At 71.3% G+C, this 25,793-nt stretch carries 24 protein-coding genes; 7 read left to right on the top strand and 17 right to left on the bottom strand.

What is annotated here, in order from left to right; genetic code table 11:
• From ACZ7LE_RS06525 to ACZ7LE_RS06510, 4 genes are all read right to left on the bottom strand, one after another.
• Window positions 1-999 (bottom strand): ABC transporter permease, encoded by a 999-nt coding sequence (locus ACZ7LE_RS06525; RefSeq protein ID WP_470402495.1) that lies wholly within the window; start codon window positions 997-999, stop codon window positions 1-3.
• A gap of 27 nt (window positions 1,000-1,026) precedes the next feature.
• A complete protein-coding gene (locus tag ACZ7LE_RS06520; RefSeq protein ID WP_470402494.1) occupies window positions 1,027-2,547 on the bottom strand; it encodes an ABC transporter permease in 1,521 nt (506 codons plus the stop codon).
• Between the two features lie 194 nt (window positions 2,548-2,741).
• Window positions 2,742-4,556 (bottom strand): ABC transporter substrate-binding protein, encoded by a 1,815-nt coding sequence (locus tag ACZ7LE_RS06515; RefSeq protein ID WP_470402493.1) that lies wholly within the window; start codon window positions 4,554-4,556, stop codon window positions 2,742-2,744.
• A 230-nt stretch (window positions 4,557-4,786) separates the two neighbouring features.
• Window positions 4,787-5,242 carry a cold-shock protein gene (locus tag ACZ7LE_RS06510; protein ID WP_470402492.1) on the bottom strand — a complete coding sequence of 152 codons (456 nt, stop codon included), beginning with the start codon at window positions 5,240-5,242 and terminating at the stop codon, window positions 4,787-4,789.
• A gap of 219 nt (window positions 5,243-5,461) precedes the next feature.
• Between ACZ7LE_RS06510 and ACZ7LE_RS06505 the strand changes: the two genes are divergently transcribed.
• Both ACZ7LE_RS06505 and ACZ7LE_RS06500 read left to right on the top strand, forming a co-directional pair.
• Entirely contained in the window at window positions 5,462-6,043 is a 582-nt protein-coding gene (locus tag ACZ7LE_RS06505) for a histone deacetylase (RefSeq protein WP_470402491.1), read from the top strand.
• Window positions 6,044-6,052: 9 nt separating this feature from the next.
• Window positions 6,053-6,583 carry a GNAT family N-acetyltransferase gene (locus ACZ7LE_RS06500; protein ID WP_470402490.1) on the top strand — a complete coding sequence of 177 codons (531 nt, stop codon included), beginning with the start codon at window positions 6,053-6,055 and terminating at the stop codon, window positions 6,581-6,583.
• Between the two features lie 3 nt (window positions 6,584-6,586).
• On the opposite strand, the gene ACZ7LE_RS06495 is transcribed toward ACZ7LE_RS06500, so the two are convergent.
• The 7 genes from ACZ7LE_RS06495 to ACZ7LE_RS06465 all read right to left on the bottom strand — a co-directional run bounded on the left by ACZ7LE_RS06495 (window position 6,587) and on the right by ACZ7LE_RS06465 (window position 15,474).
• Window positions 6,587-7,375 (bottom strand): GNAT family N-acetyltransferase, encoded by a 789-nt coding sequence (locus ACZ7LE_RS06495; protein ID WP_470402489.1) that lies wholly within the window; start codon window positions 7,373-7,375, stop codon window positions 6,587-6,589.
• A 105-nt stretch (window positions 7,376-7,480) separates the two neighbouring features.
• Window positions 7,481-9,322, bottom strand: coding sequence for a BCCT family transporter (locus ACZ7LE_RS06490; RefSeq protein ID WP_470402488.1), 1,842 nt, complete (start codon window positions 9,320-9,322; stop codon window positions 7,481-7,483).
• Between the two features lie 174 nt (window positions 9,323-9,496).
• Entirely contained in the window at window positions 9,497-10,456 is a 960-nt protein-coding gene (locus ACZ7LE_RS06485) for a carbohydrate ABC transporter permease (RefSeq protein ID WP_470402487.1), read from the bottom strand.
• A complete protein-coding gene (locus ACZ7LE_RS06480) occupies window positions 10,446-11,336 on the bottom strand; it encodes a carbohydrate ABC transporter permease (protein WP_470402486.1) in 891 nt (296 codons plus the stop codon). Before ACZ7LE_RS06480 ends, ACZ7LE_RS06485 begins: the two co-directional genes overlap by 11 nt.
• Before the next feature lie 2 nt (window positions 11,337-11,338).
• Window positions 11,339-12,652, bottom strand: coding sequence for an ABC transporter substrate-binding protein (locus ACZ7LE_RS06475; protein ID WP_470402485.1), 1,314 nt, complete (start codon window positions 12,650-12,652; stop codon window positions 11,339-11,341).
• Window positions 12,653-12,727: 75 nt separating this feature from the next.
• Window positions 12,728-14,350 (bottom strand): FAD-dependent oxidoreductase, encoded by a 1,623-nt coding sequence (locus ACZ7LE_RS06470; protein WP_470402484.1) that lies wholly within the window; start codon window positions 14,348-14,350, stop codon window positions 12,728-12,730.
• Window positions 14,347-15,474 (bottom strand): LacI family DNA-binding transcriptional regulator, encoded by a 1,128-nt coding sequence (locus ACZ7LE_RS06465; RefSeq protein ID WP_470402483.1) that lies wholly within the window; start codon window positions 15,472-15,474, stop codon window positions 14,347-14,349. Before ACZ7LE_RS06465 ends, ACZ7LE_RS06470 begins: the two co-directional genes overlap by 4 nt.
• A gap of 285 nt (window positions 15,475-15,759) precedes the next feature.
• Here ACZ7LE_RS06465 and ACZ7LE_RS06460 point away from each other — a divergent pair, with 285 nt between their 5' ends.
• From ACZ7LE_RS06460 to ACZ7LE_RS06445, 4 genes are all read left to right on the top strand, one after another.
• Window positions 15,760-17,472 carry a DUF1349 domain-containing protein gene (locus ACZ7LE_RS06460; protein ID WP_470402482.1) on the top strand — a complete coding sequence of 571 codons (1,713 nt, stop codon included), beginning with the start codon at window positions 15,760-15,762 and terminating at the stop codon, window positions 17,470-17,472.
• 240 nt (window positions 17,473-17,712) lie between these two features.
• On the top strand, window positions 17,713-17,928 hold the full coding sequence (locus ACZ7LE_RS06455; RefSeq protein ID WP_470402481.1) for a hypothetical protein: 216 nt from the start codon (window positions 17,713-17,715) through the stop codon (window positions 17,926-17,928).
• A 44-nt stretch (window positions 17,929-17,972) separates the two neighbouring features.
• On the top strand, window positions 17,973-19,001 hold the full coding sequence (locus ACZ7LE_RS06450; protein ID WP_470402480.1) for a metalloregulator ArsR/SmtB family transcription factor: 1,029 nt from the start codon (window positions 17,973-17,975) through the stop codon (window positions 18,999-19,001).
• 25 nt (window positions 19,002-19,026) lie between these two features.
• Complete coding sequence (locus tag ACZ7LE_RS06445; protein ID WP_470402479.1) at window positions 19,027-19,452, top strand: arsenate reductase ArsC; 426 nt, start codon at window positions 19,027-19,029, stop codon at window positions 19,450-19,452.
• Window positions 19,453-19,461: 9 nt separating this feature from the next.
• Here ACZ7LE_RS06445 and ACZ7LE_RS06440 read toward each other — a convergent pair whose 3' ends face one another.
• The gene (locus tag ACZ7LE_RS06440; RefSeq protein ID WP_470402478.1) at window positions 19,462-20,892 is read right to left on the bottom strand and encodes an FAD-dependent oxidoreductase; all 1,431 of its coding nucleotides are present in this window, start codon (window positions 20,890-20,892) and stop codon (window positions 19,462-19,464) included.
• An 87-nt stretch (window positions 20,893-20,979) separates the two neighbouring features.
• Between ACZ7LE_RS06440 and ACZ7LE_RS06435 the strand changes: the two genes are divergently transcribed.
• On the top strand, window positions 20,980-21,357 hold the full coding sequence (locus ACZ7LE_RS06435) for an ArsR/SmtB family transcription factor (protein ID WP_470402477.1): 378 nt from the start codon (window positions 20,980-20,982) through the stop codon (window positions 21,355-21,357).
• 16 nt (window positions 21,358-21,373) lie between these two features.
• Here the strand turns inward: ACZ7LE_RS06435 and chrA are convergent, their stop codons facing one another.
• The 5 genes from chrA to ACZ7LE_RS06410 all read right to left on the bottom strand — a co-directional run bounded on the left by chrA (window position 21,374) and on the right by ACZ7LE_RS06410 (window position 25,762).
• Window positions 21,374-22,762, bottom strand: a complete 1,389-nt coding sequence (chrA, locus tag ACZ7LE_RS06430) for a chromate efflux transporter (RefSeq protein ID WP_470402476.1) — start codon at window positions 22,760-22,762, stop codon at window positions 21,374-21,376.
• Between the two features lie 158 nt (window positions 22,763-22,920).
• Window positions 22,921-23,298: a DUF4259 domain-containing protein gene (locus tag ACZ7LE_RS06425; RefSeq protein ID WP_470402475.1), complete on the bottom strand. Its 378-nt coding sequence runs from the start codon at window positions 23,296-23,298 to the stop codon at window positions 22,921-22,923.
• An 87-nt stretch (window positions 23,299-23,385) separates the two neighbouring features.
• Window positions 23,386-24,237: an amidohydrolase family protein gene (locus tag ACZ7LE_RS06420; RefSeq protein WP_470402474.1), complete on the bottom strand. Its 852-nt coding sequence runs from the start codon at window positions 24,235-24,237 to the stop codon at window positions 23,386-23,388.
• A complete protein-coding gene (locus ACZ7LE_RS06415) occupies window positions 24,237-24,692 on the bottom strand; it encodes a VOC family protein (protein ID WP_470402473.1) in 456 nt (151 codons plus the stop codon). Before ACZ7LE_RS06415 ends, ACZ7LE_RS06420 begins: the two co-directional genes overlap by 1 nt.
• Window positions 24,689-25,762 (bottom strand): Gfo/Idh/MocA family protein, encoded by a 1,074-nt coding sequence (locus ACZ7LE_RS06410; RefSeq protein WP_470402472.1) that lies wholly within the window; start codon window positions 25,760-25,762, stop codon window positions 24,689-24,691. The genes ACZ7LE_RS06415 and ACZ7LE_RS06410 overlap by 4 nt, the downstream gene beginning before the upstream one ends.
• Window positions 25,763-25,793 lie beyond the last annotated feature (31 nt).

Below are 25,793 nucleotides of genomic sequence, written 5' to 3'. Positions count from 1 at the left end.
TCAGTCCTTGCTCCGGTTCTGGCGGGGGTCGAACGCGTCGCGCAGGCCGTCGCCGATGAAGTTCACGCACAGGGCGATGGCCAGGATCATCAGGCCCGGCCACCAGAACAGCCACGGCCGGGTTGTGAAGGCGGCCTGGTACTCGGAGATCAGCGTGCCGAGCGAGGTGTCGGGCGGCTGGACGCCGAACCCGAGGAAGCTCAGCGAGGTCTCCAGGAGGATCGCGCTGGAGATCGAGAGCGTCGCGGACACGATGATCACGCCGACGGCGTTGGGCAGCACGTGCTTGCTGATGATGCGCCACGGGCTCGTCCCGACGGCCTGGGCGGCGAGCACGAAGTCGCGCTCGCGCAGCGAGAGCACCTCGCCGCGCACCAGGCGCGCGAGGCTCGTCCAGGTGACCAGGCCGAGCACCAGGGCCAGGCCCCAGATGCCCCAGCCCGACGCGGTCTTGCCCAGCACGGCGGCGATCACCAGCAGCGGGATGACGATGAAGACGTCGGTCAGGCGCATGAGCACCGACTCGACCCAGCCCCGGTAGAAGCCCGCCAGGGCTCCGATCAGCGTGCCCACGATGGTGGAGATGATGCCCACGGCGAACGCGATGATCAGCGAGAACTGGGTGCCGCGCATGACCAGGGCGAAGTAGTCCTTGCCGCCGGTGTCCTGGCCGAACGGGTACTGCCAGGTGGGCGCGCCGTCCCCGATCTTGTCGTACTGGAGCGTGTAGTTGTTGGGCCACCAGCCAGGGATCGGGCCGATGCCGATCGAGGTGAAGGCCACGATGATGATGATGCCGAGCACGATCATCGAGCTGAGCGCCGCGCGGTGCCGGAAGAACCGGCGCGCGACGAGCTGGCCCTGGCTGTAGGACTTGTCCTCGCCGGGCAGCGGGGCCGCCGAGCCGCCGGCAGCGAGGCCGACCGCGTCGGTGCTGGCCACGGAGATCTGGGGCTCGTAGTCCTCGCCGCCAGGGGTGCTGTTCCTGATGTCACTCATGTCTGTGTCTCCTGCCGTGGCCCGCGCTCAGCGCCGGATCCGGGGGTCGAGGGCCGCGTACGCGATATCTGCCAGCAGGTTCATCAGCACGGCGGCAATACCCGTGACGAGGAAGAACGCCATGACCGGCGCCGGGTCCACGGCGTTCAGGCCGTCCTGGAACAGGGCACCCATGCCCTTCCAGCCGAACACCTGCTCGGTGATGACCGCGCCGCCGATGAGGGCCGCGAAGTCGAAGGCGACGATCGTGGTGATCGGGATGAGGGCGTTGCGGAAGGCGTGCTTGACGATGACCTCGCGCTCCGACAGGCCCTTCGACCGGGCCGTGCGCACGTAGTCCTGGTTCAGGGTCTCGAGCATCGACGACCGCGTGTACCGGGAGTGCGTCGCCACCGAGACCAGGGTGAGCAGGATGGTCGGCAGCAGGATCTGCGTCGCCATGTCGAGCACCTGCTCCCAGAAGCCCCCGGTGAAGTTCGGGGTCTGGGAGCCGATCGTCGAGATGGGTCGCGACTTGACGCCCAGGAAGCTGGCCCAGTGCGCGATCAGGAGGTCCGCGAAGACCATCAGGCTGGTGATGACGCCGGTGATACCGGTGACCAGCATCGACTGCTTGCGCGCGTAGCCACCCCAGGCGGCGCCGACGGCCACCGAGACGACGATCGCGAGCACGAACAGCCCCGCGAGCAGCGCCCAGGACGGCTGGTTGACCAGGAGCGGCGCGAAGACGAGGTAGGCGATGACGCCCACGACGACGGTGGTGAGCGATGCGTAGAGGGCACGCCGGTTACGCAGGCCCGCGACCAGTGCGGTGACGAGCACGGCCCCCGCGGCTGAGACCAGAAGCACGCCGCCGATGCCGAACATCGGGTTGCGCCACCAGTCGAGGGCGTTGAAGACGAAGAGCATGACCGCGACGAAGGCGAACACGGCCGCGGCCGTCACCAGCCGGCGTTTCCGGGACCCGCCGAGCACCGCCTGGATCAGGAACCCCGCCACCACCGCGATGATGACTATGGTCCATGGCGCGTACTGGCCCACCGCGATCCAGTTGTTGTACTGGATGGCCGCGTACTCCTTGAGCAGCGTCGCCGCCCAGAAGACCGGCAGCGAGAAGAAGAGGAACGCGCTGAAGGTCACGCTGTAGTCGAAGCCGGAGTACTGCCGGATCGCCGTGAGGATGCCGAGCGCGATGCCGACGACGATCGCGAGCACCGTGGCGATGGTGATGAGGCGCAGCGTCGAGACCGCCGCCTGCTGCGTCAGGCCCAGCACGTCGACGCCGTTGACCGTGACGCCGAGGTCGCAGTTCCCTGTGAAACAACCTCCGACGCCCTTGAGCCAGTCCCAGTACCGCTCGTACCAGGGATCGTCGAGCCGCATGATCGCGATCCGCTGGTCGATGAGCTGGTCGCGGTTCGGGTCGTTGGACTCGCGCAGGTCCTTGAGGGGATCGCCCGAGTTGATGGTCAGGACGTACATGAGCAATGAGGCGCCGAGCAGGACGAGCGCCGAGGCGCCGATGCGCCGGAGGATGAACTTGAGCACGGGTTGGCCCTTCGAGGCGGACGCAGCACGGCGTCTGCTGGGGAATGCGATCAGCGTGTCACTATAGGACACCGGATGAAAATTGCCGCCATCCGCCCAGGTCAGGACTGGAAATAATCCCGGGTGGAGGCGGACAGCCCTGCGGGGAAGGGACCAGAGGCACCCTTCCCCGCAGGTCTTTCGTCAGGCTCGCGTCAGGAGGCGCGGGCCCACTGCTCGGCGTTCCACACGACGCCGCTCTGGGCGGCGGTGTTCCGCACGTTCTCCAGGCTGGAGCTGCTGGCGATGACGCCCGGGTGGGCGAACAGCGGGATACCGAAGAGCGTGTCCCACAGCTGCTTCTCGATGATCACGGTCTGCTCGGCGTGCACCGTCTCGTCCGTGGTCGAGGCGAGCGTCTTCCACGCCTCGTCGACGGTGTCGTCGGCGTAGCCGCCGTAGTTCTGCTGACCGGTGCTGGCGTAGATGTTCTCGCCCGAGGCGATCTGGCCCGAGCCGGCCCAGGCGAACAGCGCCACCTCGTAGTCACCGTTCGGCAGGTCCTTGTCGAAGAAGTCCGGCGCGGCGGAGTCGACGATGTCGAAGCCGACCTGGTCGCACGAGGACTTGATGGCCTCGACCTCGGCGGCACGACGCGGGTTCGGCGCGGCGTAGCCGATGCGAACCTTCTCGCCCTCCTTGAGGCCCGCGGCCGCGAACTTCTCCTTGGCGGCGTCGAGGTCGACCTCGTCGTACTGGCCGTTGTAGGACTGCGAGACGACGTCCTCGTAGTTCTCCTGGAAGGGGAAGACCTCGCGGGCGTTCATGACCACGGCCTCGGGGGCGATCGGCTTGATCAGGTCGTCCACGATCTTCTGGCGCGGCACGCAGAGCGCGAACGCCTCACGGGCCTCCAGGGAGTCGGAGAAGATGCCCGAGTTGAAGTTGAAGTCGAGGTGCTCCCAGGTCAGGTTCTGGTTGGTGTCCACCGTGACGGCGTCACCGAGCTGCTCGAGCTGCGTCGTCGTGTCGACCGTGGGGCCGTTCGGCTGGATGACGTCGAGGTCACCGTTGGCGAGGGCCTGGATCTGCGCGTCGGCGGCGACGAAGCGGATCGTCAGCTCCTTCGTCGCGGCCGGGGTGCCCCAGTACTTGTCGTTCGCCTCGAGGGTGATGTACTGACCGGCCTCCCAGCCGTCGGCCTTGAAGTCGTACGGGCCGCTGACCGGAGCGATCGCCGGGTCCGGAACCTCGCCCGGCTGCGACAGCCAGCCCTCGTTCCAGAACTTGGCAGCCTTCTTCAGGACGCCCATGTCGAGGTCCTGGATGGCGGTGACGAGCTCCTCGGTGGAGACGCCGGCCTGCTCGGCGACCACGTGCGCCGGGAACGGCGAGCCGATCTGGATCTTCCAGTCGGCGTACACGCGCTCGTAGTCGTAGGTGAACGACTTCGCGTCCGGCGAGTCCGCCTGCGGGCCCTCGGGGACGTAGTCGCCCAGGCTCAGACCGGAGATGTGGTTGAACAGCGGCACCTCGGAGCCGTCCTTGGTGACCTTGCCGTCCTCGGTGATCGCCTGGGCCGCCCAGTCGAGCACGTAGTCCGCGTAGGTGATCGGGGTGCCGTCGGACCAGGTCGCCTCGTCGTTGAGGGTGTACTCGACCTGCAGCGGGTCCTCGGACACGGCCTCGTAGGTGCCGTACTGCTCGTCGGCGCAGATCGCACCGTCGTCACCGAAGTACCAGAAGCCGCCGAAGAGGCGCTCCGTCACGGCGCTGTTGTAGGTGGAGTAGGTCTCCGGGGTGTTCGAGTTGTAGCCGAGGAACTCGTCCTCGACGGACACCTTGATCTCACCGTCTGCGGTGGTGACATCCCCGAGATCTGCCTTGCACGGGCCGTCGGCCGAGGCCGAGGTCGCAGTGGCTTCACCTTCGGTCGGGTCGTCGTTCCCCGCCGGGCTGGTGCACGCCGAGAACAGCAGCGCGCCACTGGCGGCCACTGCGACGGCGGCGCTCAGTCGCCTGATCTTCAATGTTCCTCCTCATGGGGATGACGGTCACGAACCACCGCCGTCCGCCTCAGCGCAGGGGTGAGATGTCCGTCACCGTCAAGGTTTCCGCTCACGCTACTCACGCGATGGGAGGGTTTGCCCTACTTCGCCGTTTGCTGGAACTGATCGTTACCGACCTGATATCGCTCCGTAGCGGCACCGTCGCCGAGCATCAAGAACGGAAACAGGGCGGTAACACCTCGGGTGAAATTTCACACCCATCCGTGCGAACGCGCCACCGCGACGAACGCGCCCCGGGTCGCGAGCACCTGCTCGGCGGTGAGCGTGGGCACCCCGGCGAGCAGTACCTCGGTCACCTCGACCGCGAGCTCCCGCTCGGACGGGCCCTCGCCGTCGGGGCGCGACCCGGCGTCAGGCAGGGGCGGGAGAAAGGTGGGCACGGGCGTGGTGGTCGCACCCGCGCCGACGGCGGCCGACGCCATCGCCGGGGCCAGGGCCGGAGCCGGCGTCACCAGCGTGACCGTCGAGGCCTTCAGGCCGCGGTCACCGTCCTCCACCGCGAAGTCCACGACCGCGCCCACCGCGAGGTGGCGCTTGTCGAACTCGAGGTCGTTGACGTGGATGAACACGTCGTCCCCACCGGTGTCCGGGGCAACGAAACCATAGCCGCGAACCTCGTCGAACCTGATGACCTTGCCTTGAACCACGGCACACACTCCACCTCGTGAGAAACCCTGCACCTTCGAGTCTAGGACGCTTGTCCAACTCCGCCTGGGCAACGTACACGGTGCCCCTCGCGTTCCGTCCAGGGACTCTCCGGCAGGGCCTGCGGCCGTAACCGTGGTTCCGTGGCGGTGGCATAGTGCGTAGCGTGTGCGGGACCCCCCGGCACCGAGGAGAGTCCGCTGAGCACCGAGGTCTGGTACGTGAGCTACGGGTCCAACATGGCCCGGGCCCGGCTCGCCTGCTACCCCGAGGGCGGGTGCCCGCCCGGTGCGCGACGCCGCTACCCCGGGGCGCGCGACCGCACGATGCCGAGCGAGGACCGGGCGGTCGAGCTGCCCGGACGCCTCTGGTTCGCGGGCGAGTCCGCCGTCTGGGGTGGCGGCACGGCGTTCTACGACCACGACGCCGAGGGCCCGACACCGGCCCGGGCGTACCGGATCACCGCCGCCCAGCTCGCCGACATCGCGGCCCAGGAGATGCACCGCGTCCCCGTCCTCGACGATCCGCTGGAGGCCACGCTCCGCTCGGGGATCGCGCGGCGCCACACCGCGGGGCCGGGTCGGTACGAGACGCTCATTGCCGTGGGGCGGCTGGACGGGCTGCCGATGCTCACCTTCACCGCGCCGCACGGGCACGCGGGCCGGCCGCACACGGCGCCGTCCCCCGCCTACCTGGCGACGATAGCCGCGGGCCTGCGCGAGGCGCACGGCTGGTCCGACGCCGAGGTGCGCACCTACCTGGCGTCGGTCGTCCCTCGCGACGGCTCCGCCCGACGGCGCTAGCGTGCGCACATGACGATCCGCGCGCTGGACACCTCCGAGGTGCTCCGGCGCGCGGACGAGATCGCCGGGGTGTTCCAGCGGGCGTTCGGCTACTCCGACGAGCGGCGCGACCACTTCCGGGACACCCGGCTCGCCTACCTGCCGCTGTACGACGGCGCGTTGACGCTCGGCGCGTTCGAGGGCGAGACGCTGGTGGGGTTCGTGTACGGGTTCGACTACCAGCCCGGCCACTGGTGGCCGCAGCAGGTGGGGCCGGCGCTGGAGCGTGCCGGGCACGGCGGGTGGACCGAGGACGCGTTCGAGCTGAACGAGCTGGAGGTCCTGCCGGAGCACCAGGGACGGGGCCTGGGGACCGCGCTGATGCGGGAGCTGCTCGGCCGGGCCGCGCACCGCCACACCCTGCTGTCCACCACCGCCGACCCCGCCGACCGGGCCAAGGTGCTCTACCGCCGCCTCGGGTTCGTGGACCTGATCCCCGGGTTCCGGTACGCCGGCGTCAGCGAGCCGGCGAACATCATGGGCCGACGGCGCGCGGGCTGACGCTCAGCGCTCCCAGACGTAGGGCGTCGTGGTGGACACCCGGGCGAAGCCGTAGCGCTCCAGGATGGGGCGGGAGTACTCGGTGGAGTCGCTGTGGACCAGGGTCTTGCCCTGCGCGAGGGCCGAGCGCGCACGGGCCGCCGTCAGTGCCCGGTAGATGCCCTTGCCCCGCCACCCCGGGCGGGTGCAGCCACCCCAGATCCCGGCGAAGTCGGTACCCGGCACGGGCTCCAGCCGGCCCGCGGTCACGATCTCGCCGTCGGCCTCCGCGACCCACAGCTCCATCTCGGGGTCGATCGCCTGCCGGCGCAGGATCGCGTTCGCGGTGCTGTCCGAGACCGGGCTGCCGAACACCTCGTCCTGCATGGCGCACATGGCGCGGACGTCCGGCTCCTCGGTGACGCGGCGCAGCGTGACGCCGTCGGGCAGCGGGACGTCGACCGCGAGGGCCGCCGCGTCACCGATCATGATCGACTCGGGCTCCTCGGCGACGAACCCGTGCTTCAGCAGGGCCTCGTGCAGGCCCGGCGCGTGGTCGTGGCCGCGGGTCTTCCACTCGACCTTCGTGATGCCGCCGTCCGCCCGGAAGTGGGCGACGGCCTCCTCGACGAGCTCCTGCACCCGCGCCTCGTCGGCCCCGCCCAGGTCCCGGTAGGTGACGAAGCCGCGCCCGCCCAGGAAGGTCACCAGCCGCAGCGGCCCGAGGACGGTCACGGAGATCGCGCTCGGCGTCTCGGCGTCGGTGCGGAGCTGCTCGTCGTACGCCCGGAGCAGGCGCGAGGTATCGGTCATGGGGACACCGTCCTGCGCGGAACACGCCCGGGGCAACGGAATTTCGCCGCTGTCAGACGTACAGGTCACGGGAGTGACCTGTACGTCTGACAGGTGGCGCGGCGGTCAGTCCTTGAGGGCAGCGCCGCCGTCGGCGACGAGCGGCACCCCGTTCTCCGGGGTCGCCGGGGTGTCGTCCGCGTCCGCCTCCGGGGCCGACGCCGACGTGGAGAGCTCGAACGGCTCGCCGTCGTGCTTCTCGACGCCGGTGTCGACCGTCTCGGCCAGCACCTGCACCGCCAGCTCCCGCTTGAGGACGAGCGGGTCGCTGGAGAGGTCCTTCCAGAGCGCGACGCAGAGCACCAGCATCACCACGACGAACGGCAACGCCGAGACGATGGTGATGTTCTTCAGGCCGTTCAGTGCCGCGGCCGGGTCGTCGCCGCCGGCCAGCAGCATCGCGGCCGCCACGGCGCCGGTGCTCACGCCCCAGAAGATCACCGACTTCCTGGTGGGGTTCTCGGCACCGTTCTCGGACAACCCGCCCATGATGATCGAGGCCGAGTCAGCGCCGGTGACGAAGAAGATCGCAACGAGCACGACGGCGAGGATCATCAGCGCGATCCCGACCCAGCCGGGCACCGGCAGGGCGCCGAGCAGCTGGAAGAAGATGAGGTCGAAGTTGATGTCGGCCCCGCCCTGACCGATCGCGGCGAGGGCCGCGCCCGTGTCCTGCGCCTGCTCGGCGCGCTCCTGCAGGCCGATCGCGCCGCCGCCGAAGATCGCGAACCACACCGTGGAGACGATCGAGGGCACCAGCAGCACGCCGGTGACGAACTGGCGCACGGTGCGGCCGCGCGAGATGCGGGCGATGAACGGGCCGACGAACGGCGTCCAGGACACCCACCAGGCCCAGTAGAAGATGGTCCAGGAGCCCATCCAGTCCGCGAGCGCCTGGTCGCCGGACGCCGCGGTCCGCGAGGCCATCTCGGGCAGGTTGCCGACGAAGGCACCGAGGGAGGCGGGCAGCACGTTGAGGATGAACAGCGTGGGTCCGCCGATGAAGACGATGATCGCGAGCAGGAGCGCGAGCCACATGTTGGCGTTGGACAGCCACTGGATGCCGCGCTCGATGCCGGAGACGGCCGAGAGGACGAACAGGCAGGTCAGGATGGCGATGATGACCACGAGCGTGGCCGTGCCGACGGACTCCATGACGCCCGAGTGCTGGATGCCGCCGCCGATCTGCAGGGCGCCGAGGCCCAGGGAGCAGGCGGAGCCGAAGAGGGTGGCGAGGATGGCGAGGATGTTGATGACCCGGCCGCCCGCGCCGTTGACGGCCTTGCGGCCGAACAGCGAGGTGAACATCGAGCTGAACAGCTGCGCGCGGCCCAGGCGGTAGGTGCCGTAGGCCATGCCGAGGCCCACGATGGCGTACATCGCCCAGGGGTAGAGGGTCCAGTGGAACAGGGTCTGCCCCATCGCGGTGGACGCGGCGGCGGGCGTGGACCCGTCGACGGTGCCGGGCGGGGGCGCCATGTAGAAGTACAGGGGCTCGCCCACGCCGTAGAACATGAGGCCGATGCCCATGCCGGTCGCGAACATCATCGCGATCCAGGACGGGGTGGAGAACTGCGGCTTCTCGCCGTCCTGCCCCAGGGGGATCTTGCCGAACTTGCCCATCGCCACGACGATCACGAAGACGGTGAAGATGGTGGCCGCGGTGACGAACAGCCAGCCGAAGTTCTTCAGGACGGCGCTCAGCGCGTTGTCGGCGACGGAGCCGAGGCTGTCGGGGCTGGCGAAGCCCCACACGATGAACGCGAGCGCGATCAGGCCGGCGACGCCGAAGACGATGCGGTCGGTCCCGACGCGGTGGTCCTGCGGGCCGCGTGCGGCCCGTTCGACCCGGCGTGCGGCGTGCTGGACACGCCCCAGCAGGGTCTTGGTGGTTTCTGAGGTACTCATCACAACGGCCCTCCGCTCCCCCCGGGTCTGCCGGGTGGTCACACAGGGAAGGCCAGGACTCCTTACATGTGAAGCGATCGATAGAGAGCGCTTCACGTTAGCATCACACCTGCTTTTCACCCCGGCGAGGCGAGGCGGCGGACGGCGGCACGCCCGGGAGCGTGCCGCCGTCGGTCAGCCCTTGAGGCCGCTGTGCGCGAGCCCCTGGACGAACTGCTTCTGCGCCACGAGGAAGACGGCCAGGACGGGTAGCACGGTGAGTGTCGTCGCTGCTAGCTGGACGTTCCACATCGGGCCGCCGTACGCGTCGACGTACTGCGTCAGCGCCTGCGGCAGCGTGAAGTTCTCCTTGCTGGACAGGTACACGATGGGTTCGAGGTACAGGTTCCAGGACTTGAGGAACGTGAAGATCGCCACGGCGCCGAGCGCCGACCGCGACAGCGGGACGGCGATGCGCCAGAAGACGCCCCAGCGCCCGAGGCCGTCGATCCGGCCCGCCTCCTCCAGCTCGGTGGGCAGCCCCAGGAAGAACTGGCGCATGATGAAGACGGCCAGGACGGCGGGCGCCCCGAGCACCGGGATCACGACGAGCGGCCAGTGCGTGTTGATGAGCCCGAGGCTGTTGACGATGCGGAACAGCGGGACGATCGTCACCTCCGAGGGCACGAGCAGCCCCACGAGCACCAGGACGAACAGCGCGTTGGCCCCGGGGAACCGGATCCGCGCGAACGCGTAGCCGGCCATCGCCGCCACGAGCATGGTGCCGACCGTGACCAGCACCGCGATGTACAGCGAGTTCCAGTACTGCTGCGCGAACGGCTGCAGCGTGAACACCCGCCCGTAGGCCTCCAGCGACGGGTCCTGGGGCCAGATGGTCGGCACCCGGCGCAGGATCTCGCTCATCGGCTTGAGGCTGGAGGTCGCCATCCACCAGGTGGGGAAGACGAACGGCACGCTCAGCACGGCCAGGACCAGCACGAGCAGCCAGCGGGTCAGGCGCCCGCGGGCCCGGGCGCCCAGCCCCCGGCGGCGCGGGGCGGAACCCTCGGGCCCGGGTTCTGGCTCGGACAGCACGTCGGACGCCGGGTCCGGCTGCACGCCGGACGGCACGTCAGGCTTCACGTCAGACTTCATGGAAGACCCATCTCTTGCGCGACTGCCACTGCAGGAGCGTCAGTACGAGGACGACGACGAACAGCAGCACCGCCAGCGCGCTGGCGTAGCCGAACTCGTTGAACCGGAACGCCTGCTGGTACAGGTAGTAGACGAGGACGGTGGTCGAGTTCCCGGGGCCGCCGCCGGTGAGGACGTCGATCTGCGCGAACACCTCGAGCGAGCCGACGATCGTGATGATCGAGACCAGCAGGATCGTCGGGCTGATCAGCGGCAGGGTGATCGAGCGGAACCGGCGCCACGCGCCGGCCCCGTCCAGCCGGGCCGCCTCCTGCAGCTCCTCGGGCACGCCCTGCAGGGCGGCGAGGAACAGGATCATGTTCAGCCCGACGTTCTTGAACACCTGGACGATGATCACGGCGATCATGGCCGTGGTGGGATGCCGCAGCCAATTCGGCCCCTGGACACCGACCTGCTCCAGGAACCCGTTGATACCGCCGTCGGCCTGGAGCAGGAAGCTCCAGACGATCGTCCAGGCGACCAGCGAGACGACGACCGGCGAGAAGAAGAACGTCCGGAACGTCGTGGTCCCGGGCAGCTTCTGGTTGAGCAGGACGGCGAGCAACAGCGCCAGCGCGATGTTCACCACGACGAGCCCGATCGAGAACCACACGGTCGCGAGCAGCGCGTCCGTCAGCCCGGGGTCGGACGCCATGCGCTGGTAGTTCTCCGCCCCGACGAACGTGAACGTGTTCGCCAGGACGTTCCACTCGTGCAGGGAGTACCAGACCACCATGCCGAGCGGCAGGACGACGAAGGCGAGAGACCCCAGCACCACCGGGGCGACCATGGTGTACCCGACGAGCCAGTCGCGGCGCGCCGCCGCTGACGCCGTTGCCACGGTCAGTCCTCCAGCAGCGGCGTGATCGCCGAGCAGGTGTCGGCCAGGACGGCCTCGACGTCGGCGTCCTCAACCCAGAGCGCGTCGAGCTCGGCGCGCACCGTCTCCGACAGCTTGGCGAAGTTCTTGTGCGCCGGCTTGGTCACCGCGTCCTCGACGCCCTCGACGACCACGGCCTCGAGCTGGTCGGCGGTGAGCTTCGGGTTGGCGGCGGCCAGGCTGTCCCCGTTGAGCAGGGACTGGCGGGGCGGCGGGAAGTAGGCCGCGAGCTGCTCGGCGTTCTCCGGGTTGGTGAAGTACGCGAGGAAGTCGGCGGCGACGTCCGGGTGCTCGCTCGCGGCGAAGACCCCGACCCCGGCCTGGCCCACGACGTTCTGCTTGCCGGCCGGGCCCTCGGGCATGGGCACGATGTCCCAGTGGAAGGAGTCGTCAAGCGACGACGCCCGGCTGATCTGGGTGATCGTCATCGCGGCGTCCCCGGCGAAGAAGTCGGCGGTGGTACCCGGCGTCGGCAGGGCGCCGTCGGTGAACACGGCGTCGTGGAACCAGGTCATGGCGTCGACCATCTCCGGCTCCGTGAAGGTGCACTGCGTCCCGTCCGCGCTCCAGGGGGCCGCCTGCCACCCGGACCAGACCGTCGCCAGGTTCTCCCACGCCTGGTAGTCGAAGTCCCGCACCACCAGGCCCTGCTTGCCCGAGTCCGCGGCCGTCGCCGCGGCGATGTCGCGGGCGGCGTCGAAGGTCCACGTGCCGTCCGCGACCAGGTCGACCGGGTTGGGCTGGCCCGCAGCCTCGATCTGGTCGGTGTTGACGAACATCGCGAACGGGCTGTTGGAGAACGGGTAGGCGTACAGCCCGTCGCCGTCCTGCCACAGCGACAGGGCGCTGGGCACCAGGTCGTCGTACGCGTAGCCGTCGGTGCCCTCGAGCACCGGGGCCAGGTCCACGAGCGCGCCGCTGGCCACGAACTCCGGGGCGTTGCTCTCGAAGATCCACGCCAGGTCCGGGGCGTTGCCGCCCGCGAGCTGCGTGGTCAGCGCCGTCGTGTAGTCCTCGAACGGGATGGTCTCGAACGTCACGCTCGCGGCCAGCTCCGGGTTGTCGGCCACGTAGGCGTCCGCGATGGACTGGAAGAGGTCGAGCTGGGTCTGGTCCGCCGTCCAGACGGTCATCCGCAGGTCGACCGGCTCGGACGGGGTCTCGGGCTCGCCCACGGGCGCGTCGGTCCCGCCCGCGCACGCGGTCAGGGCCAGGGCCGTCCCGAGGACGGCGGCGGTTCCCGCCGTCCTGCGGGTCCGGGGGTGCAGTGCAGACATCAGTTCTCCTTTGAACAGGGGGTGCGTCAGTGGGGTGGACGCCTTCGGCGTCGGTACGGGTGGACGCCTTCGGCGTCAGTACGGGTGGGCCTCGGCCGGCCAGCGCAGCTCGACGCCGGAGGCGACGAGCTCGGCCTGGTAGTCGGCGAGCAGGTCCGGCTCGGACTGGACCGCGTGCGGGGTGCGGCCGGTGGCGACGCAGTGCGCGGCCAGGTGGCCGGCGGCCTCGCCCACGTTCCACTCGACCGGGTGCAGCCGGTAGCACCCGTTCGTGATGTGCGTGGTGCCGATGTTCTTGTTGCCCGCGAGCAGGTTGGTCGTGCGCCGCGGCAGCAGGGCGCCGAGGGGGATCTCGAACGGGGTGGACGGCACGTCGATGTAGGTGTCGCCGCCCGTGGAGGGGTGCAGGTCGATCCGGTACATGCCCACGCCGACCGAGTCCGCGTACCGGGTGGCGCCCCGGTCGCCGCGCACGGCGTAGGAGACGTCGTTCTCGGTGACCGTCGTGACCGCCCTGATCCGGCGGGACTCGCGGTGGTACGCGGCCTGGGCCAGGCCGTCCGCGTTGCCCATGACGTCGGGGCGCAGGCGCAGGCCCGGGAACCCCGTGCCGCCGTCGGGCCGCGGCGCCTCGGTCTGCATCCAGTAGAGCATCGAGAGGCTGAGCTGCCGGGCGTCGGCGATCCGGGCCTCCTCCTCCTCGCGGGTCACGTCCAGGACGTGGCCCAGGAAGTAGTCGATGCTCGGCCAGTTCACCAGGCACAGATCGCTCTCGTAGAAACCCGGCTCGTGCAGGTCGCGCGCGGCGATGCGCCGGAACAGCCACAGGTTGCCGTCGCCGGCGTTCTTCGACTGGTCGGCATCCACGGCGAGCGGGTCGTCGCCCGGGTTCGGGGTGAACGACCGCTTCTCCAGCGCGAGCGTGCGCGGGTTGGGCGCCGTCCACGACAGGAGCTGCTCGCCACCCCAGGCGGCCGGCGCGTAGGTGCGCCAGAAGTCGTAGCGCTCCGGCTTCTCGATGGTGTGGTCGCCGTCCGTGTGCTCGACGACGAAGCAGACGCTCAGGGCCTGGACGTTGTCCGGCTGGGCCTCGTCCGGGGCGCTGGGCTCCCCCGTCTCGTGCCGCGACTCGAAGCCGGTCACGTACTCCGTGCCGGTCAGCGGCAGGAGCTCGCCGGTCTCGGTCGCGTCGATCGTGTAGGCCGCGGCGACCGTCACGTGCGCGCCGTCCACCACGGAGCGCAGCGTCACCGAGGTGACGCGGTCGCCGTCCGTGGTGGCCGACGTCGGGCGGACGCGCTCCAGCAGCCGGATGCGGCCGGACGAGCGGTACGGGGCGAGCATCTCCTCCAGGACGCCGACGGCGACCCGCGGCTCGTGGCACAGCTTGGACACCCACCCGGCGCCCGGGTTCAGCTCCGCCCAGTCTCGCGCCCCGTCGGTCAGCCGGTAGCGCCGCCGGTAGACGTCGCGGATGCCGTCGCGCAGCGCGCGGTAGCGGGCCGTCACGCCGAACCGCTCCACCCAGGGGTGCTCGTCCGGCGGCACGCCCTGCGACGTCAGCTGCCCGCCGATCCAGGGGTGCTCCTCGGTGAGGACGACGCGGGCACCCCGGTCGGCGGCGGCCAGCGCGGCGGCGACGCCGCCGAGTCCCGCGCCCACCACGAGCACGTCGGTCTGCAGGTCTTGAGGGGTCACGCGTGGTCCGTCCTGTCGTCAGTCGTGGTTCGGGAGCCTGTTCGGGGGCTGGTGCGCGCACCCGGCGGCGGCGCGACGGTGGCGCCCTCCACGTCCGGGCACACGAGGACCTGGTGCAGCTCGGCGTCCGTCACGGCGGCGGGCCGCCGGGCGTCGCGGTCCCGCCGCGGCTCGTCGTCGGACACGAGACGGGAGAGGAGGTAGAGCGCGCGGGCGCCCATCTCCTCGCGGGGTACGGAGAAGCCGGACCACTGCCGGCCGCCGCGCCGCGGGTGGTGCGGCTGCCCGAGCAGCAGCACCGAGACGTCGTCCGGCACGCGCCGGCCGCGGCGTTCGAGCTCGTCGGCGAGCTCCTCGGGGTGGTTCTCCGGGGCCACGACGACGGCGGTGAAGCGCTGGTCGACGATCTCGGCCGCGGTGGCGGCGACGTCCTCCAGCTCGACGAACCGGGTGGTGAGCCCGTGGGTCTTCATCGCGGTGCGGTAGCCCTCGACGCGGTCGAGCGTGGGCTGGTCGGTGCCGCGCATCCCCACGTAGCCGATGCGCTGGTGGCCGTGGGCGACCAGGCGGTCGATCTGCCGCACGGTCCCGCCCACGTAGTCGGCGCCCACGTAGGGCAGCCGGCCGCCGTCGCTGCCGCGCTTGCCGATGAAGACGAAGGGGTAGTTGGTGTCGAGCAGGTGCTGCAGCTCGCCGCGGTGCTCGTGCTGGCCGAGCAGCAGGCAGCCGTCGGCCACGCCGAGCCGCTGCCAGCCGTCGCGGGTGAGGCGGCGGCGGCCGTCCGCCACGGGCGCGCTGGTGAACAGCAGGATGTCGACGCCCAGCCGCTCCGCGGCGTGCTCGATCCCGGTCAGGAACGGCCCGTAGAAGTCGCGGCTGGCGCGCGGGAACGTGGCCTCGTAGGTGAAGACGCCGAGGATCTGGGCGAGCCCGCCCGCGAGGCGCTGCGCGGCCGGGTTGGCCGTGTAGCCCGTGATGCGGATGGCGTCCAGCACGCGCTGGCGCGTCTCCTCGCTGATCCGCACGCCGGCCGGCGTGCTGCCGTTGAGCACGAACGAGACGGTGGCCTGGCTGACGCCCGCCATGGCGGCGACGTCCGTCTGGGTGATGCGACGACGTGGCACGGCTCCTCCTCGAACGCCTGGTCGGGTCATCGTTGACCCCGGGAGTCTCACGGGCGGTCGAGCGTGCGGTCAATCTGATGATGCGCATTATTAGCAACCTGCCCGGCCGGGGCCGTGGGGCCCGGAACGGCGGCCCAGGACGCCGCCGGCGCCGGATGTGGCGCATTATCAGCGGCCGCGTTGCTGAACTTGATTACCTCCCTTGACCGCCGGTCCGGTGCGCCCGAAGGCTGGCGCGGTCGCCACACCGCGACGTCATGGCACTGCGACGAAGGAGTACGCATCATGGCTGTTCCCACCGCGCGCCGAGCCCTCGCCGGCGCGACCCTCGCCCTCGTGGTCGCGCTGATACCGGGCGTGACGCAGGCGGCGACCGCCGCGCCACCGGGTCAGGGCGCGCCCGGGGCGCCCGGAGCCGCGCTGCCCGTGTTCACCTCGACCGGAGCGATCGTCGACCCGCTCGACGACACGCTGCCGCACAACCCCAACCAGGAGTTCATCTTCCCGTCGGTGTTCCACGCCGGGGCGCACCTGAGGGACCCGCTCGGCGAGTGGTACGTCTACTACGCGCCGCACGACGACCCGGGCGGCATCAACCTGATGTACGCCGACTCCCTCGACGGGCCGTGGACCCAGTACGAGGGCAGCCCGGTGGTCTCCAACCAGTGGGAGGGCATCTACGACGTGCCGCACGTCTCCTCCCCCGACGCCGTCTGGAACGCCGCCGAGCGCCGGATGTACCTGTACTTCCACGGCGACAACACGGTGACCCGGTACGCGACCTCGACCGACGGCGTCACCTTCGACTACGGCGACGAGGCGGTCACCACCGAGATGGTCGACGCCGCGCAGCCCGGCCGGCACGCCACCGAGACGTCGTACGCGCGGGTCTTCCCCAACCCCGACCGGTCGTCCCGCGACCGCTGGGCGATGCTGTTCATGACCAACTACGACACCAACGTGCGGCACATCAACCTGGCGTACTCACGTGACGGCAAGGACTGGCGGGTCGAGCCCGAGCCGATCGTGACGCCGGGACCGGCGGAGGGCACGAACGTGTCGGCCGCCGACCTGTGGCGCTGGAAGGGCAAGGACTACATCGTCTACGGCTCCACCGTCGGCACGATCTTCGCGCGCCAGGTGGACCGGACCCTGACCGAGGTCGGCGAGCCCGAGCCGCTGTTCATCCCCCGCCCGGCGCCGCCCGAGGCCGGGCGGGCGTCGTCCCCGCAATTCGTCACCGACCACGGCCGGACGCACCTGATCTACGAGTACGGCGAGCGGTCGCACACGACGATCGGGCACGCGGTGCTCGATCCCGACGGCGTCCGGGACCCGCTGAACACCCGCCCCGAGGACCCGATGTACGCGCAGTGCACCGGCGCGGGCTCTGACGAGCTCGACGGCACGTCGCTGGACCGTTCGCTCTGGTCGACGGCGGTCCGCGGCACCCTGGACCGCTCGGTCGTGGCCGACGGCGCGTGGCGCATCCCGACCTATACCGGCAACTCGACGTCGGCCCCGCTGGTGCTGCAGCCGGTGCCGGCGACGCCCTGGGAGGTGACCACGCAGGTCACGCTCGACCCGCAGGTCAACTTCCAGCAGGCCGGCCTGATCGTGCGGCGCGACGACGCCAACTCGGTGCGCATCGACATCTCGCACGTCGACGCCGGCAAGCGGTTCGACTTCGTGTGGCGCGCCAACGGCGTCGACCGGAACAACTCGTGGACAGCGGAGGACTCCGCGCTGGCCCCGCCGGAGACGGGCGACACCGTGTGGCTGCGGGTCACGAACCACGGCGAGTGGCTGACGGCGTCGTACAGCGTGGACGGCGCGACCTTCGTCAACCTCGGGCGCGCCACTCCCGCCGGCGAGCTCGCCGCGACCGACGTCGGGCCGTTCGCCTACCGCGGACCGGCGGCGACGCCCGAGCTCACGGCGGCCTTCGACTGGATCCGGTTCACCCCGGACGAGGAGGAACTGGCCGGCTGCGCCTGAGGGTGGTGCGGCGGTGCCGGGGCCGGTGGTCGGCAGAACGTCAGATGGTCGGTAGAAGGTCAGGTGGTCGGCACCTCGCGGTGCCGACCACCTGACCTTCTACCGATCACCCTCACGTGTCCCCTGTCGTTGGAAGCCACGCTGACCTGCGACGACGACGTAACCACGAAGCATCCCGACGCCTCTCTCCAGAGCGCCGGCCGCGCCGGTGTGAGAGCTGGAACGGTCCGAGGGGGACCTGTGCTTCGCATTCACTTCTCCTCCGTCGACCCGATGCGCACCCGCGTGGGCGGCCGGCTGGACCCCATGTGGGAGCTCGTGCTGAGCATCCATCAGATGACCCGGCCCCAGGCGGCCCACGGCAGTGATCCGGGCGACCTCGTCGTCGGTGAGTGCGACGTCGAAGATCGCCAGGTTCTCTCGCTGCCGGTCGCGGCCGGCAGCCTGCTATATTGATGGACGTCAACATAGACATACGTAAATACAGCAGGAGGACCGCGATGACAGTGTCCACGCCGTCAGCCTCCCGCGGCCTGGAGTCGCACGCGATCGGCGTGGACGCCGCAACCGCCGTGGCGTCCACGCTGAAGGCCCTGGCCGAGCCGCTGCGGCTGCGCATGCTGTCGGCCGTCGCAACCAGCCCGGACGGCGAGCTCACCGTGGGTGAACTCGCCACGCTCACCGACGTGTCGCAGCCCACGGTGTCCCACCACCTCAAGGTGCTGCGCGACGTCGGCCTGCTGAGCGCGGACCGGCGGGGCACCTCCGTCTGGTACCGCATCGAGCCGGCCTACCGCGGCGCCGTGCACACCCTGCTGGACCGGTTCGCCCCGGCGGCGGTCGACGTGGCGGGCCGGGCGCACGCGACCGCGCTGAAGAACGTCGAGCCGGCCCTCGACCGCCTGGCCGCCGCGCTGGCCGGGCAGTTCCCGGCGACGCCGCGCGGAGAGTGCGTGCGAGTGGTCCGTGAGTCGTACGTGGCCCTGGCCCGCCGGGGCGGCGAGGCGGGCGACCTCGTGCCGCTCACCGAGCACTTCGCCCGCCAGCGGATCGCCGACGCGGAGCAGGCGCACGCGCGGGAGACCGGCGCGGACGGCACGCGGCGCCCGCAGGTGCTGTTCGTCTGCGTGGCCAACGCCGGGCGCTCCCAGCTCGCCGCCGCCCTCATGCGGCACTACGCGGGCGACCGGGTGGTGGTCCGCTCCGCCGGTTCGGCGCCCGCCGCCGACGTGCACGCCGGGGTCCGCGGGCTCCTGGCGGAGCTGGGCGACGCCACGGCGGCCGACGAGGTGGACGACGTGACCCGCTTCTACCCCAAGCCCCTGACCGACGACGCGGTCCGCGCGGCCGACGTCGTGGTGACCATGGGCTGCGGCGACGTCTGCCCGGTGCTGCCCGGCACCCGGTACGAGGACTGGATGGTGGGCGACCCCGCCCTCGCCTCCCCCGCCGGCGTCGCCGCGATCCGCGACGAGCTCGACGAGCGCGTGCGCGCCCTCCTCGCGGACCTGGCACCCCTGGCCGCCTGACCCACCCATGGAGCCGGAGAACCTCATGAACAGTACCGAGTCCAGCAAGCCGTCCGCCCTGTTCGTCTGCGTGCACAACGCGGGTCGCTCCCAGATGGCCGCGGGGTTCCTGCGCGAGCTGTCGGGCGGCGCCGTCGAGGTGCATTCGGCGGGTTCCATGCCCGCCCAGCTGATCAACCCCGTCGCCGTCGACGCCATGCTGGAGCGCGGCATCGACCTCCGCGCCGAGCAGCCCAAGGTGCTGACGGACGAGGCCGTGCGGGCCTCCGACGTCGTCATCACCATGGGCTGCGGGGACGCGTGCCCCTACTACCCCGGCAAGGACTACCAGGACTGGGAGCTCGACGACCCGGCCGGCCAGGGCATCGAGGCGGTGCGGCCCATCCGCGACGAGATCGAGCGCCGCGTGCGCGGCCTGCTGGCGCAGCTCGGCGTCGATCCCGTCGCGTGACGGCGTAGGTCAGGCCTGGGCCGGCTCGGGCTGGGCGGGCTCGCGCGGCGCGCCCAGGCCAAGCGGCACCACCTGCGGGCCCGACGGCGCCGCGCAGCATCCGCCGCCCGTGCCGCCCACCAGCGCGAGGGCCTCCGAGGAGACCACGCCGTCGGCGTCCGCGGCGAACGCCAGGTCCGAGGAGCAGACGCCGGTCTGCGGCAGGTTCAGCTCGACGGCGTCGGCCGCCTCCCGGTCCCCGGCCAGCGCCGCGACCACGGACCGCACCTGCTCGTACCCGGTGGCCAGCAGGAACGTGGGCGCACGGCCGTAGGACTTCATGCCGACCAGGTAGAACCCGTCGTCGGGGTGAGCCAGCTCCGTCTCGCCGTGCGCGGGCACGGTGCCGCAGGAGTGCAGGTTGGGGTCGATCAGGGGCGCGATGGCGCGCGGCGCCTCGACGACGGGGTCCAGGTCGAGGCGCACCTCGCGCAGCATGCCCAGGTCGGGCCGGAACCCGGTGGCGTTGACGATCGTGTCCACGCGCAGGTCCAGGGCGCCGTCGACGCCGTCCGTACGCGCTGTACCCAGCACCCGGACGCCGCCCGGCTCCTCGGACTCGATCCGCTCGATCGCCACCCGCGTGCGAAGCTCGAGGTGTCCGGCCTCGACCGCGTCGCGCAGCCGGGTGCCGAGCAGGCCGCGGGCGGGCAGCTCGTCGTCCGACCCGCCGCCGTACAAGCGGCGTGCCGACCCACCGCGGATGGCCCACACGATGCGGGTGGCGGGCTCCTCCTTGGCCAGCTCGACCAGGCCGAGCAGCGTGTTCGCGGCCGAGTGACCCATGCCCACGACCAGGGTGGTCTGCCCGGCGAACCGCTCCCGGTCGGCACCGAGCACGTCGGGCAGGGCGCCGGTCAGGTGGCCGTCCGCCGACTCCTCGCCGATCGCCGGGAGACCCGACAGTCCGAGCGGGTTCGGCGTCCCGAAGGTGCCCGAGGCGTCGATCACCGCACGCGCCTGGACCTCCCGGACCTGTCCGTCCGCCGCGTACCGCACCAGGTAGGGCCGGCGCTCGCGGCCCAGCGACCGGGACCGGTCCGCCCCGTCCCGCGCGACGCCGGTGACGCGGGCGCCGTAGCGGACGCGGTCGCCGAGGGCGTCGGCCAGCGGCGTCAGGTAGTCCTCCACCAGGTCGCGGCCGGTGGGCAGGGCGTCCGGGTTGGGCTCGGCCCAGCCCGTCCCCGTCAGCAGCCGACGGGCGGCGGCGTCGACGTCGTACCGCCACGGGGAGAAGAGGCGCACGTGGCCCCACGAGGCGACGGCGGCGCCGGGGCCGTCGCCGGCCTCCAGCACGAGCGGCTCCAGGCCGCGTTCCAGCAGGTGCGCCGCGGCGGCGAGGCCGACCGGCCCGGCGCCGATGACGACGACGGGCAGGTTCTCGCGGGACGTCTCGGACATGACCCACTCCTTCTCAGATCGAAGTTTCTCGATGGGATGACCTGTGCAACATATCCATAATCTTCGATGCGTGGCAAGATGGGGGGCATGGTCACCGCTCTCACCCTGACGGACACGTCGCGCACCAGCCCGGACACGGCGTCGGGCGCCTGCTGCGCACCCCTCGTGCGCGAGGCCGCGGACCCGCAGACCGCCGCCGAGCTGGCCCGGGTGTTCAAGGCCCTCGGTGATCCCACGCGGGTGCGCCTGCTGTCGATCGTCGCGGCGCACGACGGCGGCGAGGCGTGCGTCTGCGACCTGACCGAACCGGTCGGCCTGTCGCAGCCCACGGTGAGCCACCACCTCAAGCTGCTGGTCGACGCCGGTCTGCTCACCCGCGAGCAGCGCGGCAAGTGGGCCTACTACTCGGTGGTGCCGGGCGCGCTGAACCGGCTCGGGGCGCTGCTCACCGAGGCGACGGCCTGAGACGAGGCCGGGACGGTCAGACCAGCCCGGCCAGCCCCAGCGCCAGGCCGAGCACCGCGCACACGCCGAGGGTCCGCAGCACCGACCAGCGGACCACGAAGAGCAGGAGCGCGGCCAGGACGGCGATGCCGAGGGCGACCGGCTCCAGCGTCGTCGGATCGGGGACGTCGAGGCTCAAGGGGCCGGCGGTCCAGGTGGTCGACTCGGCGAACAGGGTGTGGGTGGTGAAGTAGAGGGCGAGGTTGGCGATGACGCCGACCACCGCGGCCGTGATCGCGGTGAGCGCCGCGGACAGGGTGCGGTTGCCGCGCAGCCGCTCCACGTAGGGCGCGCCGAGAAAGATGAACAGGAACGAGGGCACGAACGTGACCCAGGTGGTCAGCAGCGCGCCGAGCAGCGCGGCGGCCCACGGGTCGAGGTCGCCGGGGTTGCGGTAGGCGCCGAGGAACGCGACGAACTGCACCACCATGATCAGCGGCCCCGGCGTGGTCTCGGCCAGCGCCAGGCCGCGTGTCATCTCCCCCGGCGTCACCCAGGCGTAGGTCTGCACCGCCTGCTGCGCCACGTAGGCCAGCACGGCGTACGCCCCGCCGAACGTCACCAGGGCGCTGCCCGAGAAGAACAGGCCCTGCTGGGTGAACACGCTGTCGACACCGGTCAGCAGGGCGACCGCGGCGACGGGCAGGGACCAGGCGAGCAGGCCCAGCAGCAGCACGCGCAGGGCCCGGCGACCCGACGGGCGCTCGGCGTGCAGGGTGTCGTCCGGGATCACGGGTGCCGGGCCGTCGTCCTGGACCCGGGCGGTCGACGTCGCGATCCAGGACGGGGCGAAGCGGTGCACGAGCCACCCCGCCACGCCCGCACCGAGCACGACCAGCGGGAACGGGACCGCGAACAGCGTCAGGGCAACGAACGCGGCCACCGCGAGGACGATCAGGGCGGGGCTGGTCAGGGCGCGCCGTCCGACCCGGAGCACGGCCTGGACCACGATGGCCAGCACCGCCGGTGCCAGGCCGGCGAACAGCCCCGCCACGACGGTCGTGTCGCCGAACGCGACGTAGACCGCGGACAGGAGCAGCAGGGCGAGCATCCCGGGCAGCACGAACAGGCCCCCGGCGACCAGGCCGCCGCGCCACCCGTTGAGCAGCCAGCCGGTGTAGACGGCGAGCTGCTGCGCCTCGGGTCCCGGCAGGAGCATGCAGTAGTTCAGGGCGTGCAGGAACCTGCCCTGCCCGATCCAGCGTTTCTCGTCCACCAGGGTGCGCTGCATGACGGCGATCTGGCCGGCCGGGCCGCCGAACGTCTGCCAGGAGATCGCGAACCAGGCCCGCACCGCGGTCCGGAACGGGATCAGGTCACGCGGGGAGGCGTCGGCCGGGCCGGCGCCGTCCTGCTCGGTGCTCATGGTTCTCCTGCGCTCGGACGGCAGCAGCTGCGCCGCGCCTGGTCGGACCGCCTGGTCGGGCGGTCCATCCACCGACGATAGAGCGGCGTGGGTTCCTCAGGGTAAGAGCGGGGTGAACACTTCTCGTCCCCGCGCGCTCACCAGCGGGTCTCGCGCGGTCAGCCCGCGTCCTCCGCCTTCCGGAGCTCGACGAGGTCGTCGAAGGTACGGACCAGGACCGAGCGCCGGGCCTCCTTGAACGACTCCGAGGGACCGAGGCCGTCGACCGTGCTCTCCCATGTCTCCAGGAACGTGCTCTTCCACGCCTCGATGGTCGCCACTTCCGGCAGCAGGACGCCCACGTAGTCGAGCCGGGCGAGCACCGCCAGGAGCTCGAGGTTTGCCGGGACGGCCACGCCCCAGTACTCGTCGGGCTCGATGCGCACCGGGTCGCCGGACATGGCCTCGGCCACCTCGGTGACGAGCTGGTCGGAGAGCCGCGACAGGTGGTCCGCAGCCGTGTCGTCGTCGAAGTTTCCCGGACCCCAGGTGCCCATGGATCTCTCTCCCGTTCGTGGTTCCAGTGGACGGATCGTCTCGGTCGCCCGTCCGCGTCCGCGTCCGCGACCGCGACCGCACGAAGCCTAGATCCTGAACACCCGCTCCGCGGTGCCCGCGAGCACGGCGGCCCGCTCCGCGGGCGTGAGGTCCCGAACCGCGTGCCGATACGCCTCGACCACGTCGGTGTAGCTGGAGTACATCCGCTCGACCGGCCAGTTCGTGCCCAGGAACACCCGGTCGGCGCCGAACGCCTCGATGGGTGCGAGCACCCACGGCCTGCGCGACGCCGGGGTCCACACCGGGTCGACCATGCCCAGCGACGAGACCTTGCAGAACGTGTTCGGTTCCGCCGCGAGCGCCCGCAACATGGCCTGCCACGCCTCGAACGTGTCGACGCCGCGGTCCGGGGGCATGCCCGCCTGGTCCAGCACGAACACGGTCCCCGGGCTGGAGCGCACGAGGTCGAGCGCCGACGCCGTGCCTGTCAGTCCGACGGTGTGGAAGAACAGGCCGCCCACCCGGCCCAGCTCGGCGTAGCCGCGCCGGAAGGCGGGGTCGGCGAACCGCGCGGTAGGCCCCAGGTCGCGCACGCCCCGGAAGATGCGGTGGGCGGCGTGCCGGGCGAGCTGCTCGGCGACGTCGGGAGCGGCGAGGCCGCAGGTCACGACGGCGGCGTCGGGCCAGCCCGTCTCGTCGGCCAGCCGCTGGAGCCAGGCGGTCTCCGCGACGGGGTCGGCGGCGGTGGACGCGGCACTCATGTGCACCACCTTGGTGAGGCCCGCCAGGCGCCCCTCCGCCCGCAGCTCGGGCACCGAGAAGCGGGCGGTGCGGACGGCGACGAGGTCTCCGAAGGGGAAGTCGTCGCCGTCCAGCCACCCGTACCCGAGGTCGCGCTCGCGCCGGTCCCAGAGGTGTACGTGGGTGTCGACGAACATCAGGCGTGCGGCTTGATGTTGAGGTTGACGCCGAGCGCGGCCTCGGTGTCCATCACCGTCCACGAACCGCCCGGGTAGTTGGCCTCGACGCGCTTGGCGAAACCCGCCGTCCCGAGGCCCGCCACGACCGCGTCGCGGGCGTCGCCGACGGCGAAGCCGAGATGATGGACGCCCTCACCGTGCTCGGTCAGGAACTCGCGGAAGGTCGACGGGTTGGCGTCGGGCTCGTTGAGCTCGATGACGACCTGGCTCCCGGGAACCCTGATCACGGCGAGCCGCAGCCGGTAGTCGGCCGGCTGCCCCCGGTAGGTCTCGTCGTGGTTGGGGCGGCCCATCGTGACGACGTCCGGCCGCTCGATGTCGAACAGCGCGCACCAGCGGTCGAGGGACGCCTCGATGTCCTCGACGACGAGCGCCACCTGGATCAGCCCGCCCACGGGCACCGGCGCGCTCATGCCCACGGCTCGCCCTCGACGACGACGTCCTGGTGCGTCCGCGCCGACTCCTCGATCGCGAGACCGAGCGCGTGGTCCTGGCAGGCAGCGGCGAGCGAGTAGGGGCCCTCGGCCTCGCCGCGCGCCCACGCCCCGACGGCGACCAGGTGGTCGGCGACGGCCAGGTCGTCCTCCGAGAGGCGGGTGCCCACCCAGGAGTTGCGCCACACCACCGAGCCGTTGAACGAGGCGTGGACGACCTCGTTGCCCTCGAGGTTCATGTCGACGCCGGTCCGGCGGTACTCGATCCGCGACGTGACCGGGTCGTGGCCGTCCCACGAGGTCACGGTGTCGTCCACCAGCTCGCCCAAGGTGCCGCGCACCACGACGCGGCGCGCGAGCAGCGGGTTCCACCACTGCATGTTCATGAAGTCGTAGACGCCCACGCGCCCGTCGCCGAAGTCGAGCGTCGCGTAGGTCGAGGTCTGCACCTCGGGCCGCGGGGCGGTGTTCCAGCCGTCGAACCCGAGCGGCAGCGCCATCCGGGTCTCGAAGGACCGCCCGGACACGACCGCCCGCTCCGTCCCCACCGCGAGGAAAGCGCGGATCAGGGAGGTCGCGTGGTACAGGTGCGTCGAGGCGACCTCGACGGCCTGCGGCGTACCGATGACGCCGCCCGCGATCACCGCCAGCCGCGCGGCGTGGCCGGGCATCAGCACGTACTGCTCGGCCACCTGCACGAGGGACTCGTCCTTGATGGTGGTCCACAGGTCGCGCAGCCCGGCCAGGTCGGGAGCGGGCGGGGTCTCCGCCAGCACCCGGACGCCGCGCGCGCTCAGCTCCTTGAGGATGCCGGGCATGGCGGGCCACGAGACGTCGGCGACCACGAACTCCGGCTCGTGGGCGAGGAGGTCGTCGATCGAGGTGACACCGGGCACGCCGTGGCGGGCATGGATCGCGTCGGCCTTCGCCTGGTCGCGCGCCATCACGGCGACCGCCTCGAGCCGGGCCGGGTCGGCGGCGGCCACGCGCAGGTGGAACTGCGCGCGCCACCCGCTCCCGATGACGGCGAAACGTGCGGGGTTGCTCATCCGTGCTGTCCTTTCGTTGATACGTCTGGGG

It is taken from the genome of Promicromonospora sp. NPDC110617 (assembly GCF_055598465.1).
Note: the sequence above shows the minus strand (reverse complement) of the source record. Positions and strands in the feature narration are given on the sequence as shown.